We start from the raw sequence: 16,986 nt of genomic DNA, 5'->3' as shown, positions 1-16,986 counted from the left end.
GGGCTTGTTGTACGGTCTATGCGCTCCACGCATAAATTAATTCCCTAAATGAATTTGCGCGGCCACGCAGATCACGGTCGAATGTCGGGTTCCGGGCGCCGGGGTGCGCCAACGCGGTGAAGCGCGCCGCGTATCCGTCTTTCTTCAGAAGAGTAAAAGGAGCCAAAATGAAAACCACGCTTGCAGCCCTGACGCTTGCGTTGCTCGCCGTCTCGTCCGGCAGCGCGATCGCCAAGGACTGGTCGACCATGCGATTCGGCGTCGACGCGAGCTATCCGCCGTTCGAATCGAAGGCCGCCGATGGCAAGCTCGTCGGTTTCGATATCGACCTCGGCAATGAAATCTGCCGTCGTCTGAACGCGAAATGCGTGTGGGTCGAAAACTCGTTCGACGGCATGATCCCGGGGTTGAAGGGGCGTAAATTCGACGGCGTGCTGTCGACCATGTCGATGACGCCCGCGCGTCAGGCGCAGATCGCGTTCTCGTCGAAGGTGTTCCGCATTCCGACGCGTCTCGTCGCGAAGAAGGACTCATCGATCGTGCCGACGCCGGAAGCGCTGAAGGGCAAGCGCATCGGCGTCGAACAGGGCTCGATCCAGGAGACGTATGCGAAGACGTATTGGGAACCCGCCGGTGCCGTGATCGTGCCTTATCAGGACCAGGACCTCGTGTACTCGGACTTGCTCGCCGGGCGCATCGACGCGTCGTTGCAGAACGCGGTGCAAGCCGAAATCGGCTTCCTGCGTACGCCGCGCGGCAAGGACTTTGCATTTGCCGGCAATCCGCTTTACGACGCGAAAACGCTCGGCAGCGGAACGGCAATTGGCTTGCGTAAGGAAGATACCGACCTGAAGGAAAAAATCGACAAGGCGATCGCCGATATTCGCGCCGATGGCACGTACGACCGGATCGCGAAGAAGTATTTCGATTTCGACGTGTACGGCCAGTAATCTCGCCGTAGCAACCACGCGCTGTCGATACGGCGCGAAAACATCGCGGGGTCTTGCCTTCACGGGCAAGACCCCGCAGTGCTTATGGCGGACGGCGCACGCATTACCCCCAGCGTATGCCGCTCGAAGCCTCGTATAGGAACGCGTAGCCACGCTACCCATACCGGTCGCGCTTCTCCACCTGGCGCTGCCGCCGCCCGCCATCTACACTGGTTTCATACCCGTCCCGAAACCGGATGCACTGAAGGTTGGGGAGCCTCGACATGAACGGCTATCAGATCACCTTCTTTACCCAGCAGGCGCGCAGCCATCATGGCAAACCGCTCGCCGACTGGCTCGTGCATCTGGCGGGCGAACTCGGTCTGCGCGGTGCGACCGTGATTCCGGCCTGCGAGGGTGTCGGGCAGCATCACCGGATTCATTCCGCGCACTTCTTCGAGCTCGCGGATCAGCCGCTGTCCGTCGTCATGGCGGTCACGGCCGATGAAGCCGGGCGGTTATTCGAGCGGCTTCGCGCGGAGGGGCTGCATCTGTTCTATGTGAAGACGGCGGTCGAATTCGGCGTCGTCGGCGAGGACGATGAGGGCGATAGGAGCATGCCGAAAACCTGATGCACGCCTGTGCGCCTACGCGACGAAATCGGCCGCCATGTCCGCGTCGGTGCGCGCTTCGAGCCGGCCGCTGCGGCAGGCGGCGCGGAATACCTCGTAGTCTTTCTCCACCTGATCCGCGTAGGCGCGCGAATAAGCGACGAGTGCTTCGGACATCTGATCGCCATTGCCGAGATAGGCCGCGACTTCGGTTGCGAGTCCGCCCGCTTTCGCGTGAGCGCGCGCGAGCACCCAGCCGCACATGCCCGCATATTGGCGGAACGTGTCTTTCGCAAACAGTTCGAGCGTGGCCGAAATCTTCATGTCGCGTAACTGGCGGCCGTAGATCGCGCGCCCGAACGGGCCGGTGGTCCAGCCGAGGAACGGATCGCTCGCGCCCTGCATGAGCCGTTGTCCATCGACGACGCGCTGGCCCTGATGCTTCGGCCCCGGCGCCTTGAAGTAGCGCGTCACGACCGAGGTGGACGCTTCCTTGAACTGGATGAAGAGCGGCTTCTCGTGCTGATCGACCATCAGCAGGATCAGGCAGCGCGTGCCCACGCTGCCGACGCCGACGACCTTGAACGCCATGTCGTGCATCTCGAAGTGATCGAGCAGCGTACGCCGCACCGTGCCGAGCGATTTCAGGTAGTGCTTATAGATCGGCTCCATCAACGTGCGCCAGTCGCCGAGGCCGAGCCAGTCGTCCTCGTGCGTGAAGAGCGTGCTCTTGCCGTGCACGTGGAACACGGTCGGCGGCACGTCGCGAATCTGCCAGATGCCTTCGCGGCGGTTCGCGAGCTTCGGCAGGATCGTTTCATGCGTGCGGCGCGATGCTCTGGCGATGCTGTTGCGGATGCGTTGCCGCGCATCCTCGGTCGGCGAGATTTCCTCGAGACGCGCGAACGTGATGAGCTCGTACCACAGTTCGAGCGGACTCATGTCCGAGTAGCGCGCGGTCCAGTGCTGATAGCTTTGCACGCAATGCGCGACGACTTCGTCGGCGAGCTTGTCGCCGTGGCCGAGATGGCGGACGGCGATATAGAGGCTCGCCGCGAGACGCTTCAGGTCCCACTCCCACGGACCGACGGCGGTTTCGTCGAAGTCGTTGATGTCGAACACGAGCGCGCGCTCGGGTGTCGCGAAGCCGCCGAAATTCATCAGATGGCAGTCGCCGCAAATCTGGAAGTGAAAGCCGCTGTTCGCGGTCGCCGCGAGATCATGCGCCTGGATGATCGCGCTGCCGCGATAGAACGTGAACGGTGATTCGAGCATGCGTCCGTAGCGCAGCGGCACGAGGGATTCGACGCGGCCGCGGCTGCTTTCGCGCAGCAGGCGGACCGGATCGCGATCGACCTTGCCGATCCCGGCGTGGGCGCTGCGTGGGGCGTTCTTGCGTGCGTTGTGGCCGGTCGCGCTACGCTGCGCGAGCGATTCGAATGGCGTCATCGTTGGCCCCTGGAAATGCAGCGTTATTCAGTTCGTGTGCACACGACGAAAACCTTGCCTGCACGCCAGCCGCCGAGTTCACCAAACCGTTGCAAAGCCGTTCGGCGCAGTACATGAAGGCAGCAGCGACGTTGCCTCTAACCTGCTGGGACTCTAGCGTGTCCGCGCCGTTATTTCCATAGAGGACTGCTCGTGCGCATGTGCCGGCTTGCGGTGGCCGGCACATGCGCCGGGCGGTTATGCCGAGAGCTTCTGCATTTCCGCGAACAGATCGGCCTTGCCTTCGAAGCCGATGCCGGGCAGCTCGGGCATCGTGATGTAGCCGTTCTCGACCTTCACGCCGTCGGGGAAGCCGCCATACGGCTGGAACAGATCGGGATACGACTCGTTGCCGCCGAGGCCGAGACCCGCCGCGATGTTGAGCGACATCTGGTGGCCGCCGTGCGGGATGCAGCGGCTCGCGGACCAGCCATGCTGATGCAGCATCTCGAGCGTGCGCAGATATTCGACGAGGCCATAGCTCAGCGCACAGTCGAATTGCAGCCAGTCGCGATCGGCACGCATGCCGCCGTAGCGAATCAGGTTGCGCGCGTCCTGCATTGAAAACAGGTTCTCGCCGGTCGCCATCGGTTTGTCGTAGTAGTTGCGCAGCGTCGCCTGCAATTCGAAGTCGAGCGGATCGCCGGCTTCCTCGTACCAGAACAGATCGTATTGCGAGAGCGCCTTGGCGTATTGAATCGCCGTGTCGAGATCGAAGCGGCCGTTTGCGTCGACGGCGAGTTTCTGGCCGTCTTGCAGTACGCTCAGGATGGAGTCGATACGGCGCAGGTCTTCGTCGAGCGACGCACCGCCGATCTTCTTCTTCACGACCGTATAGCCACGGTCGATATAGCTGCGCATTTCGTCCTTCAGCTTGCTGTGGTCCTGGCCCGGATAGTAGTAGCCGCCCGCGGCGTAGACGAACACCTTGCGATCGGGCTGACCGTTGCCGTAGCGGTCGGCGAGCAGCTGGAACAGGGGCTTGCCTGCGATCTTCGCGACCGCGTCCCACACGGCCATGTCGATCGTGCCGATGGCGACCGAGCGCTCGCCGTGGCCACCCGGTTTTTCGTTCGTGAACATCGTCGCCCAGACACGGTGCGGGTCGAGATTGTCGCCGGCATCGTTGACGAGCGTCGCCGGATCGGCGTCGAGCACGCGCGGAATGAAGCGCTCGCGCATCAGCTTGCCTTGGCCGTAGCGGCCGTTCGAGTTGAAGCCGTAACCGATGACGGGCTTGCCGTCGCGGATCACGTCCGTGACCACGGCGACGAGACTCAGCGTCATCTTGCTGAAGTCGATGTAGGCGTTGCGGATCGAGGAGCTGATCGGAACGGTCTTTTCGCGGATTTCTACGATTTTCATGGATGTCTCCAGATGGCACGGCCAGTGTTCGGAATGACTGGCGGTTCAAGGCGCTAGATTAGGCGTTGGAATCGGTACTATGATTCACCTGAATTCACTTCTTTATTAACCTGTGGTGAAAAACGACCTGACCTCGTACCTCGAGTTTTTCGTCCTGCTCGGGCGCTACGGCAACCTGTCGGCCGCCGCGCGCGATCTCGACATTACGCCGCCGGCGGCGACCAAGCGCCTCGCGCAACTCGAAGCGCGGCTCGGCGTGCGGCTCGTGAATCGCACCACGCGCAGTGTCAGTCTGACCGCCGAGGGCGAGACTTTCCTGCACTACGCGACGCGGATTCTCGCCGAAGTCAGGGAGATGGAAGACATCGTATCGTCGAGCCGTTCGGTGCCGCGCGGCTTGTTGCGCGTGAACGCGACGCTCGGCTTCGGCCGCACGACGATTGCGCCGTTCGTGTCCGAGTTCGCGAAGCGCTATCCGCATGTCGAGGTGCAACTGGACGTGACCGACAGGCCGATCGATCTTGTCGAAAGCGGAGTCGATCTCGCGATTCGCTTTGGCGAATTGCCGGACAAGCGGCTCAACGCGCGCCGCATCATGGCGAACCGGCGCTTTCTATGCGCGTCGCCGCGTTATCTCGAGTTGCACGGCACACCCGAAAGCCTGGCCGATCTTGCGAGCCATCAGTGCATCGTCCATCGGCAGAACGACGATGCCTACGGCATCTGGCGTCTCGAACGCAACGGCGAGCCGCACTCGGTGAAGGTGCGCGGCGTGCTGTCGAGCAACGATGGCGACATCGTGCTGAGCTGGGCGCTCGATGGTCACGGCATCCTGCTGCGCTCCGAGTGGGACCTTGCGAAATACCTCGAAAGCGGCCGCTTGCGCGTGGTGCTGCCCGAGTTCGTGCAGCCGTCGGCCGACCTGTTCGTCTATTACCCGAACCGGCGCAATCAGTCGGCGCGTGCCCGCGCTTTTATCGACTTTCTGGCGGAGCGGTTTGGGCGGCATGGGGCGTAGATTTTGACGGCGGGGGCGAAGAGGTGCCGCGGCACGCGGGCTGCATCGCTGCCGTTTGGGCGTTGTCGCGTTTCGGGTGAGATTCGAACGGCGTTCGGGCGGATCTCGAACACGTCGGCCCGTTCAGCGGGCAATCGTCTTGAAGACCCGATTCTTGTCGAGCAGGACGGGATCGAGCGTTTTGTCTTCGTTCTCCGCCGATCCATCCGTTCTGCTTTCTTCTAGAGCCGGGCCGGTATAGCGTCCTCGCGGCCGGATGACTTTGCCTACCCTGAGCTGCTCGATGCAATGCGCGAGCAGTCCGACGCTGCGGGCGGTTGCAAACAGACCGAATGCGGCGTCGCGCGGAAGCTGAAATTGCGTGGCCAACGTCGCGAGCGCGACGTCGATAGTCGGTTGCAGACCCGTGAGCGTCACGACCTTGTCGATGAACGACGCCAGTTCCTTGGGCGGATCGAGCCGATCCAGCAAGGCACGCGCTCGCGGGTCGCCGTCCGGATAAAGATGGTGCCCGAAGCCGGGAATCGGGATCGCGGATTGCAGATGGTGGCTGACAACGTGCTCGGCGCCCAGTCTTTCGACGTCGTCGAAGACCGCGCGCACGCGCCCCGATGCATCACCATGCAAGGGACCGGAGAACGTGGCGAGCCCGGTCAGCAGGCACCCGGCCAGCGATGCACCGGTAGACGCGGTAATTCTCGCGGCAAACGTGGAACTGGTGATTTCGTGGTCGGCGATCAGTACCAGCGCTCGCCGGATCAGATCGGCCACGGCGGCGTCCTGCCGCCAGCCCAGGGCAAGCCGCTCGTGGGTCCATTGGGCATGGCCGTCGCATTGCGCGCCGAACGCCTGCGCGACAACCGCGACCAGCCGGCCTGTCTCGGCATGCAGCGCACTGTCGGTACGTCCGTGCGTGGAGTGTCCGTTGGCGGCCAGCGCCGCGAGCGACATGAACGCGCATTGTCTGCCGCGCTCGTCGCCTTGCAGCGGGATGCTGGCGGACTCGAAAGAGATGGGGGGCCGCGCGTTCCACAGGATCGCGGCGACTTCTTCGAGCGTCGCCGTCTCCGACAGCCGGATGCTGTTGTGTCCGCGATAGTACGCACGCCCCTTCGAAAAGGTCGTGATACCGCTATAGATGCAAGGCTCGGCACCGAATATCGTCCCGGCAGCGAGTGCTTCGCGCTTGCGCCCGACCTGTTTTTTCCGGCAGAGCCCGAGCACGTCCTCGGCCCGGTAGAGACTCTTTCTCGGATCGAGCGGATCGGGCATGACGGCAATGCTGCCCCGACTGACGTACGCGTAGACCGTTTGCGGTTGTACGCCGAGTTGTCGGGCCGCTTCAGTCAGGGTGATCCAGTTGCGCATGAAATGGATGCGTCGCGATGCAGTGGATGAGAGGGAAGACCGCGCGATAGCGCTCGCACATGGCGCGCCGTCGCTATCGATGTGGTTTCGATATTGACCGCTTTTCAGGTAAAAGTCATCTCGGCGGGCTTGCGCTCCAGGATTTCGACGAGGATGTTGCCCGGGGCACGCACGAAGCAGGCCCGGACACCGGCCCGAACCGGCTTGATAGGCTCGACGATATCCGCTCCGCAGTGGATCAGATGTTCGAATGCCGCGTCCAGATCATTCACGGTGACGCCAAAATGATCGATGCCTTCTTTCCGGGCTCCCGCGGGCAACTGAACAGCGTGCGCTTGCGTCAGTGCGGTGATGAAGAGATTGATGCTGCCGAGACGAAGATCCACTCTTGCGGGGCGACGTACGATTTCGGCGTTCAGACAGCGGGCAAACCATGCAGCTGTCGCTTCGGCGTCGGTGGAACGGAGCTGGAGATGGTCCCATTTGAATTCAATCATGTCGTTGTACCTGATCTATTTCACCGGATGTTTCCGGATCAAAGTTCGATACGGGAAAGTTTCCCGAGAAAAATCGAATAGGAGAACGTGCCAAGCAGGCAGATGGCACCCATCAGGTTGAGTGCCCAGTAGAAGTGGCCGGTATGGTGCGTGATATAGCCGATCATGAGCGGCGTCGTCACCCCCGCGATGTTTGCCGCGAGACTGGTGATGCTGCTGGTCAGGCCCACGTACTGTCGCGGCGCGATTTCCGAAACCGCGGCCCACGACATCGAGCCGATCCCCTGGGCAAAGAATGCAATCGTCAGGATCGCAATTACCATGGCGTTCGATTCGACAAAGTTCACGAAGACAACGGAGGCACCGAGCAGCGTGCCGATGATAAGCGGCGCCTTTCGGGCCGCGGAAACGGACACGCCGCGCCGGATGAAGAAATCCGACAGCGACCCGGCGACGAGAATGCCTGCCGTTGCACCGAGGAATGGAAGTGCCTGAAATATGCCGACCTTGATCATCGACATATGACGCGCTTCGATCAGATAGGTCATGAACCAGGTCGTGAAGAAAACCAGCAGGGTGTTATTGCAGAATTTCCCGAGGCAGATCGCGAGAATCTGCCGGTAGCGCAGCAACTGGATCGCCATGCGCCAGTTGAATTTCTCGCGGGCTTTCTGCGCTCCTGTCGAGCGTCCTTCGTTGATGTATTGAAGTTCCGCTGCGTTGACGGTCTTGTGCTGATGCGGGTCGCGATAGAGGCGATACCACACGAGGCTGAAGAGAATACCGCATGCGCCCGTGACGAAGAAGACCGAGCGCCAGCCGTAGGTGGTGGAGATCCACAACAGCAGCCCGGTGAAAAGCGGCGTTCCGATGTATTGCCCCATCACGTAGACGCTGGTCGCAAAGCCGCGTTCCTGGGCCGGAAACCACAGTGTCACCGAACGGGCATTGGACGGAAAGGCGGGCGCTTCGAGCGCGCCCATCGTGAGCCGGGAGCCGAGCAGCATGTGATAACCGTTGGCGAGACCCTGTGTCAGCGTAGCGAAGGACCAGCCGACGAGAGAGAGCGCGTAGGCGAGCCGCGAGCCCAATACGTCGGCGAGCAGCCCGCCTGGCAGCAGCGCGAAGGAATAGGCGAGGCCGAAGGCGGCGAACAGCTCGCCCATCTGCATCTTGTCGAGCGACAGACTTTTGGACAGGCCGGGTGCCACAATACCGAGTGCCGATCGGTCGACGTAATTGAGGGTGGTGGCGACGAGCAGCATCGCGAGCACCACGTATCGGACTTTCGACGGTTTGGCCGCGATGACGTAGTCGGACGAATCCTGAATCGACATCGGTTGTTCTCCTACCGCTTTCATCGGTGTCTCCTTAACAGTCGCCTGTTGTTGTCGTTATCTGGCGGGAAGCCGGGTTATCCGCGGCCGACAAAAGGCATGGCAGTCGCCATGATCGTCATGTTCAGCACGTTGGCCTCCAGCGGAAGACTCGCCATCTGCACGACGGCGTCGGCAACGTGCCCGACGTCTATTCTTGCCTCGGGAGCGGTGCTTCCATCGGCTTGCAGGACGCCGCGTTTCATGCGCTCGGTGAGCGGCGTGGCCGCGTTGCCGATGTCGATCTGGCCGCAAGCGATGTGGTAGGCGCGTCCATCGAGAGCCAGCGATTTTGTGATGCCGGTGACGGCGTGTTTCGTCGCCGTATAGGCGATCGTATTGGGGCGAGGAGAATGCGCCGAGATCGATCCGTTGTTGATGATTCTTCCGCCTTGCGGCGTTTGCGTTTTCATCAGACGCCATGCCGCCCGGGCACACAGGAACACGCCGGTCAGATTGGTCGCGACGACATCGCTCCAGAAATCGAGTTCGTATTCTTCGAGAGGAACCGCGCCGGCGTTCCGGCCGGCATTGTTGAAGAGCACGTCCAGGCGGCCGAATTCCTGCGCAATACGGGAGAACGCATGCTCGACGGAAGCTTCGTTGGTGACGTCCGCAGGAAACACCCGCGCCTCGCCGCCCTCGGACCTGATGGCCTCCAGCGTTTCCAGCAGCGGTTCTTCCCGGCGCCCGATCAGCGCGACGGTGAATCCCGCGGCGGCCAGCGCCTGCGCGGCGGCGCGGCCGATGCCTGAGCCGGCGCCCGTGACGGCGGCGAATTTCTTCAGTGCGGACATTGCTCGATGCTCCTCGTCAGTGAAGTGATGACGAAAGAAGAATTGCATTGACACAAAGTGCGAGGCAATCTTGATTCGATGAATCAACATCCAATGTCTTGACTGGCGGGCCTGACATCAGGGTTTTCCTGAGGTTCGAGAGGTGGACGTGTTGTGCCGGCCGAAACAGGGACGCATGGAGACGCGCTCAAGTTGATTCTTCCAATCAACATTGACCGCCGGGGATCGGTTTTCGTAGCCTAAGCGCACCCATCGATCTCAAGGAACCTCTCATGTCTGAAAACAAACCCCAACTCCTGGTTGCCCGAAGGGTTCCCACTGCCGTGGCAAGTCGCGCGGTCAATGACTTTCATGCCTTCGTGACCGATGCCGATATGGACTCGTGGTCGGTCGTCGACTTCTGCAAGCAGCACGAGGTGCCGGCTGTTCTCATCGGGAAAAAATCGGGCTTGCAGAAGGAGCACATTGCGGAGTTGCCTGCCAACGTCAGGATCATTGCGAATGCCAGTGCGGGTGTCGATCATATGAACGTCGCGTTCGCCCGCGAACGCGGAATCGCCGTGACGAACGCACCCGATGCATTGACCGAATGCACCGCCGATTTTTCCATGCTGCTGGTTCTCGCCGCGAGCCGGCGCGCGTCCGAATACGAACGGATCATGCGCCAGGGCTGGGGGAAATCGTTTGGCATGACTGACATGTTGGGAACGCGTGTGCATGGACGGACGCTCGGGATCGTCGGATTCGGCCGTATCGGACGAGCCGTGGCGAGACGCGCGCAAGGATTCGGCATGCGCGTCGTTTATACGGACATCCAGCGTGCGTCGCCGTCGCTGGAGAATGGCGCGACGTTTTACGGCAGTCTCGACGAATTGCTGCCGCACTGCGAGGTACTGACACTGCACGTTCCCGGCAGCGGCACGCCGATCATGACGAAAAAAGAATTCGCCCTGCTGCCGAAGGGAGCGGTTTTCGTCAATGCTGCTCGTGGCGCGCTGGTCGACGAAGAGGCGCTCTACGATGCGTTGACATCGGGACATCTGTTCGGCGCGGGACTCGACGTTTACCGGAACGAGCCCAACGTCGACCCGCGCTTCGCCGGTCTCGATAACGTGTTCCTTTCGCCTCACATGGCGAGTGCGACAGTCGAGACGCGCGACCAGATGGGTTTCACTGCTTTGGACAACATTGCGGCGGTGCTTGATGGGCGGTTCGCATTGAACCCGGTCTGAAGTCTGTTTTCACGGAGAACGCGAAAACGGAGCGCTCGCCGACGGCCGAACCGTCGGCATTGCCGAATGCCGATCCGCTTGCGGCGCTGCGCGGCCGGCGCATCCGGGCATCGCAAGGATGGTTGCGCGCCGGCGTATTGAGCGCGGGCTTAAGGATGCGCGTGCGGCGCGTGTGTCAACGCATTGTGCCAATCGGCGACATAGTCCGACATCGGCAACGTCGCAACGGGCCGCGCGCGCGAACGCGGCGGGTCGTATGCCGTGGGCCGGCACGCCAGAAGATAGGCGCCACCGGTCGTCCCTGAGCGGTCTTCGGATACCCACACCGCCTGTGCGGGCCGCAGTGTCGCGAGCAGGGCGGCGAAGTGGGGATTGGCCGTCAACGGGCCTTCGATCACGATCTCTCCGCTGCTATTCAGGTGCGAGAGGCAATCGTCGGCGACCAGCGCGGTGTAGAGCGTGGCCAGTGCATAGGATTCCTGTGCGGAAGCCGGTTGCGGTCCGCGAATTTCACCGCGCCGGTCAGGCCAGGGGCCGCCCAGCGGTGCGAAGCTCGGTAGCGCGAGGGTTCGGCGCACGACGAGCGCGGCGATATCTTCCCAGCGGCAGTCGTTCGCGTGTCCCGCATTGAGTATCGAGAATTCGCGTCCGCCCATGAAGCGGGCGCATGCGACCGGACGGCCCCACGCATCGACGTTGGCCAGCATGTCACGTCGTGGATCGAGTACCGAAAGCGGCGCGCCGATACCGGCTACGAGTGTCCACGTACCCGATGAGATGACGTTCAACGGCGCTTGCGGAACTCGCGCGCCATAGACGTGCTTGACCATCGACGCGTTGCTGTCGTGGATGCCGCACACGACGCGGCAATCGGCGGGCAGGCCGGTGCGCGCGGCCACTTCCGGCCGTAATACGCCGAGGACCGCATCGGCCTCGCGCAGCGGCGGAAAAAGATCCTGCCAGCCCATCTTGCGTACCATCGGCGCGAGTTCGCCGTTCGCCACGTCCCACAGATCGGTATGACAGCCCCACGAGGTGATTTCTCCCGCCGCCACGCCGCACAGACGCCATGCCCAGTACTGCGGATAAGGCACGATCGCGCGCGTCCGCGCAAATGCCTCGGGAAACCGCAGCGACTGCCAGTACAGTTGCTTGCCGACATTCAGGCCGCCGGGTAGTGCCGGCGAAAACGTGCGATCGAAATCGTCGCGCAGCGACGCATAGGCGGCGTCGACTTCCTCTATGCCCGTGAATTCGTAGTCGAGCACGGGTAGGGCGAGTTCCGCGTCGCCCAGCAGCGCAACGGTGGCGCCGTGGGTCGTCGTAATGATCGAGCCGATCCGGTGCGGCTCGGAAAATCGCGCCAGTTCGCCTAGCAGCCAGTCCCAGATGGTACCGACGTCGAAGTGCGGATAAGGGCCCGCGTTCACGGCATGATTGGCGCGGCGGGCTTCCGCAAGCGAGGTACCGTTCTCGTCGATCAGGCTGAGTTTGAGGTTGGTCTTGCCGATGTCGAACACCGCGACCCTGCCGCCGCCCGGACGGCCTGGCGCGGCACTCATGATGCCACCGGGTCGGCCTCGACCACGATCACGTCGATGCCCTGGCCTTGCAGCATCTCCACGGTTTCCGCCGCGACGCCGCTGTCGGTGATCAGCATCTTCACGCGCGAGAGCGGGCATACGATGAGTCCGCCACGCCGGCTCGCGAACTTGGAACTGTCGACGAGCACGATGATCTCGTCGGCCTGCTTCATCAGCTTGATCTCGGCGCGCACGAGCAGCGGATCGCTTTCGAGCAGTCCTAACGGCGAGACGGCGGCGGCGCCGATGAACATCTTGCTCGCGTAGTGATTCTGGATCACGTCGTTCTCGAAGGGACTGACGATCACGTTCTGCTCGCGATAAACCTTGCCGCCCGGCAGCAGGATTTCGTTGCGGCTCTGCGTGAGCAACTGCTGGGCCGTGAGGAACGAGTTGGTCAGGATGGTGAGCTGACTCTCGGCGAGGTACTCCGCCATCATGTGCGTGGTGCTTCCGCCATTGATGATGACGGTCTCGCCATCGAGGCACATCTGCGCCGCGCGCCGGGCGATCGCCCGCTTGCGCTCGGGATGCACCGCCGTGCTTTCCCGGAAGTTCGATCCCACCAGTCCACCCGGTTTGTCAGGCGCGATATGCTGCGCGCCGCCGTGCACCTTGACGAGTTGTCCGCTGGTTGCCAGCACCGCGATGTCGCGCCGGATGGTGGCGGCGGACGCGTTGAGCGCGCCCTCGAGTTCGGTGACGGTCACGCTGCCCCGCTCAGCGAGGATTTTCAGCAATTTCTTGCGCCGCGTATGGTTGATCAAGGCCGGTTCTCCATGTTCAGGCGGATTATGTCATTCGCTCACAGAACAATCATCAATTGCCTGATAATGGAAAACCCTCGCTCAAAACAATCAAAAAGTTGATCGGAATTCGATTGAAAAATGAGCGTTTTGTGGACAAACTGCGCTCCATCAATCCACGAAACCCGCGAGACAACGCTTCCATGAAGACCTCTTCCGATCTTGCCGCTTCGACCCCGATCGTCTCCCTGTGGGACGACACGCGGGCTGCATCGATGTCCGAGCCGGAGCTTTTGCTGTATCGCTCCAATCTGCTGGGAAGTGACCTGCGCATCACCAACTTCGGCGGTGGCAATACGTCCGGCAAGATCGACATGCCCGATCCCCTGACCGGGCAGCCGGTGCAGGTCCTGTGGGTCAAGGGATCGGGCGGCGACGTCGGCAGTATGAGGCTCGACGGCTTTGCCACGCTCTATATGGACAAGCTGCAAGCGCTCAAGTCGCGCTATCGCGGACTCGCTCACGAGGACGAGATGGTGGCGATGGCCTCCCATTGCACCTTCAACCTGAATCCGCGCGCCGCGAGCATCGACACCGCGCTGCATGCGTACATTCCGAAAGCGCACGTCGATCACATGCACCCGGACGCGGTGATCGCAATCGCGGCGAGCGAGAACGGCGAGCAGCTGACGCGCGAGATTTTTCACGGCGAGCTTGCCTGGGTGCCGTGGCAACGCCCCGGCTTCGACCTTGGTGTCCAGCTCGGCAACATCACTCGCGACCATCCGGGGCTCAAAGGCCTGGTGCTGCAAAACCATGGTCTTTTCACCTGGGGCGACACCTCGAAGGCGTGTTACGAGAACACAGTGCGCGTGATCGCGCAGGCCAATGCGTGGCTTGCCGCGCGTAGCGACAAACCGGCCTTCGGCGGTGCGGTGCAGGCGCCGCTCGACAGCGAGGCGAGGTTGCACGTGGTCGAGCGGCTCGTTCCGGCGTTGCGCGGCAAGATTAGCGGCGCGGCGGCGGGCGGCCAGTACAAGCAGGGGCATTTCGACGATCGCGCGGAAGTGCTCGAATTCGTGTGCAGCAAGGAACTGGCGCCGTTGGCCGCGCTCGGCACGTCCTGTCCCGATCATTTTCTGCGCACGAAGATCTATCCGCTGGTGCTGGACTTCGATCCGCAGCGCAACAACCTCGACGAGGTGATCGCGGGCCTCGACGTCACGCTCGAGCAGTACCGCGAGAACTATCGGGACTACTACGAACGTTGCAAGCGTCCGAACAGCCCGGCCATGCGCGACCCGAACGCGGTGATCTACCTGATCCCCGGCGTGGGTATGCTGAGCTTCGCGCGCGACAAGGCCACGGCCCGCATCGCGAGCGAGTTCTACATCAATGCGATCAACGTGATGCGCGAGGCGCAGCGTGTCGACCGCTATGTCGGTCTGCCCGAACAGGAAGCGTTCGACATCGAATACTGGCTGCTCGAAGAGGCCAAGCTGCAACGCATGCCCAAGCCGAAGAGCCTGGCGGGCCGCATCGCATTGGTCACCGGGGCGGCGGGCGGCATCGGCCGGGCGACCGCCGAGCGTTTCTTGCAGGAAGGCGCGTGCGTGCTGCTCGCCGACATCGATGCGAACGCCTTGACCGAAGCCGAGGCAAGCCTGCGCCAGCGTTTCGGCAAGGACATGGTGGCCAGCGCCGTGACCGACGTGACGAACGAGGCGTCAGTGCAGGCATCGATGGCCGCGGCCCTCGCGAGTTTCGGCGGGCTCGACCTGGTGGTGTCGAACGCGGGCATCGCGTCCTCGGCGGCGATCGGCGATACCAGCCTCGAACTCTGGAATCGCAATATGAACATTCTGTCGACCGGTTATTTTCTGGTCGCGCGTGCCGCGTATCGGCTGTTGCGCGAGCAGGGTGTCGGCGGAAGCATCGTATTTGTCGCGAGCAAGAACGGGCTCGTTGCGTCGGCGGGCGCGGCCGCCTATTGCACGGCCAAGGCGTCGGAAATCCATCTGGCGCGTTGTCTCGCGCTGGAAGGCGCCGAGCACGGCATTCGCGTCAACGTCGTGAATCCCGATGCGGTGATACGCGGCTCGAAGATATGGAACGGCAAGTGGAAGGAAGAGCGTGCCGCCACCAACAAGATCGCGACGGACGACATCGAAGACTTCTATCGCAAGCGCAGCATGCTCAAGCTCAGCGTGCTGCCCGAGGACATTGCCGAAGGCGTGTACTTCTTCGCGAGCGATCTGTCGGCCAAGTCGACCGGGAACATCCTCAACGTCGACGCAGGCAACGCTGCCGCCTTTACCCGGTGAATCCGGTGAAATCCGCTGAGATCCACTGAGCCCGCTGAGCCACCGGCTGCCTCACGCACCCCACAGCGGGCGGCAGCGAATCTTTCGGCATCGATCGGGACACCGTATAAAAACGCAACGTGGTGGAAACATGGACAACGATCACTACCTGCTGCATGCCGCGGGTGTGCAGAAATCGTTCAACGGCGTGCCGGCGCTGCGCGACGGCCGGCTCGAACTGCGGCCGGGCACGGTGCACGCATTGTGCGGCGGCAACGGCGCCGGCAAGTCGACGTTTCTGAACATCCTGACCGGCATGCTGAGGCGCGACGGCGGCACGATCAGTTGCAAGGGCAAGCCGGTCAATTTCGAGTCGCCGGCGGACTCCCTGGCGGCCGGCATTGCGATGATCAGCCAGGAGCTGAATCCGTTGCTCGACATGACTGTCGCGGAGAATCTGTTTCTCGGCCGCGAACCGATGAAGCTCGGCGGGCTCGTCGTCGACTACCGCCGCCTCTTCAAACGCGCGGCCGAACTGATGGAGTCGCTCGGTTTCTCGATCGACGTGCGGGCGCCGCTGCGACGCTTGAGTCTCGCCAAGCGCCAGCTTGTCGAAATCGCCAAGGCGATCAGCTACGACAGCGACATTCTGATCATGGACGAGCCGACTTCCGCGATCGGCGAGGCCGAAACGGCGATCCTTTTCGACGCGATCCACCGGCTGACCGCTCGCGGGGTGGGCGTGATCTACGTCTCGCACCGCATGAGCGAGATATTTTCGATCGCTACCGAATACACGATCTTTCGCAACGGCGGCTTTATCGAAGCGGGGAGGCTCGCGGATATCGACGCCGCGCATCTGGTGCATGGGATCGTCGGCGAGCGCGTGACGAAGAGCCAGCGCCCGACCACGCTGCCCGACGCGCCGGTCATGCTCGAAGCGCGCGGCTACGCGCAGCGCAAGCGTTTTACCGGCATCGATCTGCAGGTCAGGCGCGGCGAGATTCTCGGCATTTATGGGCCGATGGGCGCGGGCCGCAGCGAATTTCTCAATGCCGTATTCGGTCTGACGCGGCCCGACGAAGGCACGCTGCTGATCGACGGAAAACCGGTGCGCATCGACAAGCCGGCCGATGCGCTCGGCAACGGCCTCGCGCTTATCACCGAGGATCGCAAGGACACGGGTCTCGTCGGTTGTCGTTCGGTGCGCGAGAACGTTTCTCTCGCGGCGCTGCGCGGCTATTCGAAAGCCGGCTGGATTCGCGCCGAACGCGAACGGCACGCCCTCGCGCAGATGGTCCAGCAATTCTCGATTCGCACCAGCTCCGCTGAAATTCCCGTGCAGCAACTCTCGGGCGGCAACCAGCAGAAAGTCATTCTCGCGCGTTTTCTGCTCACGCAGCCGCGCATTCTGCTGTGCGACGAACCGACTCGCGGTATCGACGAAGGGACCAAGCAGCAGATCTACGAGTTTCTCAACACGTTCGTGGCGGATGGCCGATGCGCGATTGTCGTGTCGTCGGAGCTCGACGAGGTGATGCAGGTCAGCGACCGGATCGCCGTGTTCGCGCGCGGCCGGATCACCGGCACGCTGACACGCGCCGAGGCTTCACATCATGCGTTGACGCATCTCGCGTCGTAGGCGCTGCCTGTTCCCGCACTTATCTGGACTC

14 protein-coding genes are annotated in these 16,986 nt (G+C 62.5%); 6 read left to right on the top strand and 8 right to left on the bottom strand.

Features of this window, described 5'->3' with window-relative positions; genetic code table 11:
- Positions 1–167 precede the first annotated feature (167 nt).
- Positions 168–950, top strand: a complete 783-nt coding sequence (locus G3N58_RS02050; RefSeq protein ID WP_167037333.1) for an ABC transporter substrate-binding protein — start codon at positions 168–170, stop codon at positions 948–950.
- 263 nt (positions 951–1,213) lie between these two features.
- Positions 1,214–1,561, top strand: a complete 348-nt coding sequence (locus G3N58_RS02045) for a DUF190 domain-containing protein (RefSeq protein ID WP_167037331.1) — start codon at positions 1,214–1,216, stop codon at positions 1,559–1,561.
- A 15-nt stretch (positions 1,562–1,576) separates the two neighbouring features.
- Here the strand turns inward: G3N58_RS02045 and G3N58_RS02040 are convergent, their stop codons facing one another.
- Complete coding sequence (locus G3N58_RS02040) at positions 1,577–2,989, bottom strand: DUF2252 domain-containing protein (protein WP_205998368.1); 1,413 nt, start codon at positions 2,987–2,989, stop codon at positions 1,577–1,579.
- Positions 2,990–3,226: 237 nt separating this feature from the next.
- A complete protein-coding gene (locus G3N58_RS02035; RefSeq protein WP_167037325.1) occupies positions 3,227–4,393 on the bottom strand; it encodes a mandelate racemase/muconate lactonizing enzyme family protein in 1,167 nt (388 codons plus the stop codon).
- A gap of 115 nt (positions 4,394–4,508) precedes the next feature.
- Here G3N58_RS02035 and G3N58_RS02030 point away from each other — a divergent pair, with 115 nt between their 5' ends.
- Positions 4,509–5,411, top strand: coding sequence for a LysR substrate-binding domain-containing protein (locus tag G3N58_RS02030; RefSeq protein ID WP_167037322.1), 903 nt, complete (start codon positions 4,509–4,511; stop codon positions 5,409–5,411).
- Positions 5,412–5,534: 123 nt separating this feature from the next.
- On the opposite strand, the gene G3N58_RS02025 is transcribed toward G3N58_RS02030, so the two are convergent.
- From G3N58_RS02025 to G3N58_RS02010, 4 genes are all read right to left on the bottom strand, one after another.
- A complete protein-coding gene (locus tag G3N58_RS02025) occupies positions 5,535–6,779 on the bottom strand; it encodes a citrate/2-methylcitrate synthase (protein WP_167037319.1) in 1,245 nt (414 codons plus the stop codon).
- A gap of 104 nt (positions 6,780–6,883) precedes the next feature.
- Complete coding sequence (locus G3N58_RS02020; protein WP_205998367.1) at positions 6,884–7,276, bottom strand: VOC family protein; 393 nt, start codon at positions 7,274–7,276, stop codon at positions 6,884–6,886.
- 38 nt (positions 7,277–7,314) lie between these two features.
- Positions 7,315–8,637: an MFS transporter gene (locus G3N58_RS02015; protein ID WP_167281323.1), complete on the bottom strand. Its 1,323-nt coding sequence runs from the start codon at positions 8,635–8,637 to the stop codon at positions 7,315–7,317.
- A gap of 53 nt (positions 8,638–8,690) precedes the next feature.
- On the bottom strand, positions 8,691–9,449 hold the full coding sequence (locus G3N58_RS02010) for an SDR family oxidoreductase (protein WP_167037311.1): 759 nt from the start codon (positions 9,447–9,449) through the stop codon (positions 8,691–8,693).
- A gap of 272 nt (positions 9,450–9,721) precedes the next feature.
- Here G3N58_RS02010 and G3N58_RS02005 point away from each other — a divergent pair, with 272 nt between their 5' ends.
- On the top strand, positions 9,722–10,681 hold the full coding sequence (locus G3N58_RS02005) for a D-glycerate dehydrogenase (protein ID WP_205998366.1): 960 nt from the start codon (positions 9,722–9,724) through the stop codon (positions 10,679–10,681).
- A 149-nt stretch (positions 10,682–10,830) separates the two neighbouring features.
- Here G3N58_RS02005 and G3N58_RS02000 read toward each other — a convergent pair whose 3' ends face one another.
- Together G3N58_RS02000 and G3N58_RS01995 are read right to left on the bottom strand one after the other, a co-directional pair.
- The gene (locus G3N58_RS02000) at positions 10,831–12,243 is read right to left on the bottom strand and encodes an FGGY family carbohydrate kinase (protein ID WP_205998365.1); all 1,413 of its coding nucleotides are present in this window, start codon (positions 12,241–12,243) and stop codon (positions 10,831–10,833) included.
- Positions 12,240–13,031 (bottom strand): DeoR/GlpR family DNA-binding transcription regulator, encoded by a 792-nt coding sequence (locus tag G3N58_RS01995; RefSeq protein WP_167037303.1) that lies wholly within the window; start codon positions 13,029–13,031, stop codon positions 12,240–12,242. The genes G3N58_RS02000 and G3N58_RS01995 overlap by 4 nt, the downstream gene beginning before the upstream one ends.
- 182 nt (positions 13,032–13,213) lie before the next feature.
- Here G3N58_RS01995 and G3N58_RS01990 point away from each other — a divergent pair, with 182 nt between their 5' ends.
- A complete protein-coding gene (locus G3N58_RS01990) occupies positions 13,214–15,334 on the top strand; it encodes a bifunctional rhamnulose-1-phosphate aldolase/short-chain dehydrogenase (protein WP_205998364.1) in 2,121 nt (706 codons plus the stop codon).
- A gap of 130 nt (positions 15,335–15,464) precedes the next feature.
- Positions 15,465–16,955, top strand: a complete 1,491-nt coding sequence (locus G3N58_RS01985) for a sugar ABC transporter ATP-binding protein (RefSeq protein WP_205998363.1) — start codon at positions 15,465–15,467, stop codon at positions 16,953–16,955.
- Positions 16,956–16,986: the final 31 nt, after the last annotated feature.

Source organism: Paraburkholderia sp. Ac-20342 (assembly GCF_017104985.1).
Taxonomy (GTDB): Bacteria; Pseudomonadota; Gammaproteobacteria; order Burkholderiales; family Burkholderiaceae; genus Paraburkholderia.
This window is presented reverse-complemented; position numbering and strand designations above follow the sequence as displayed.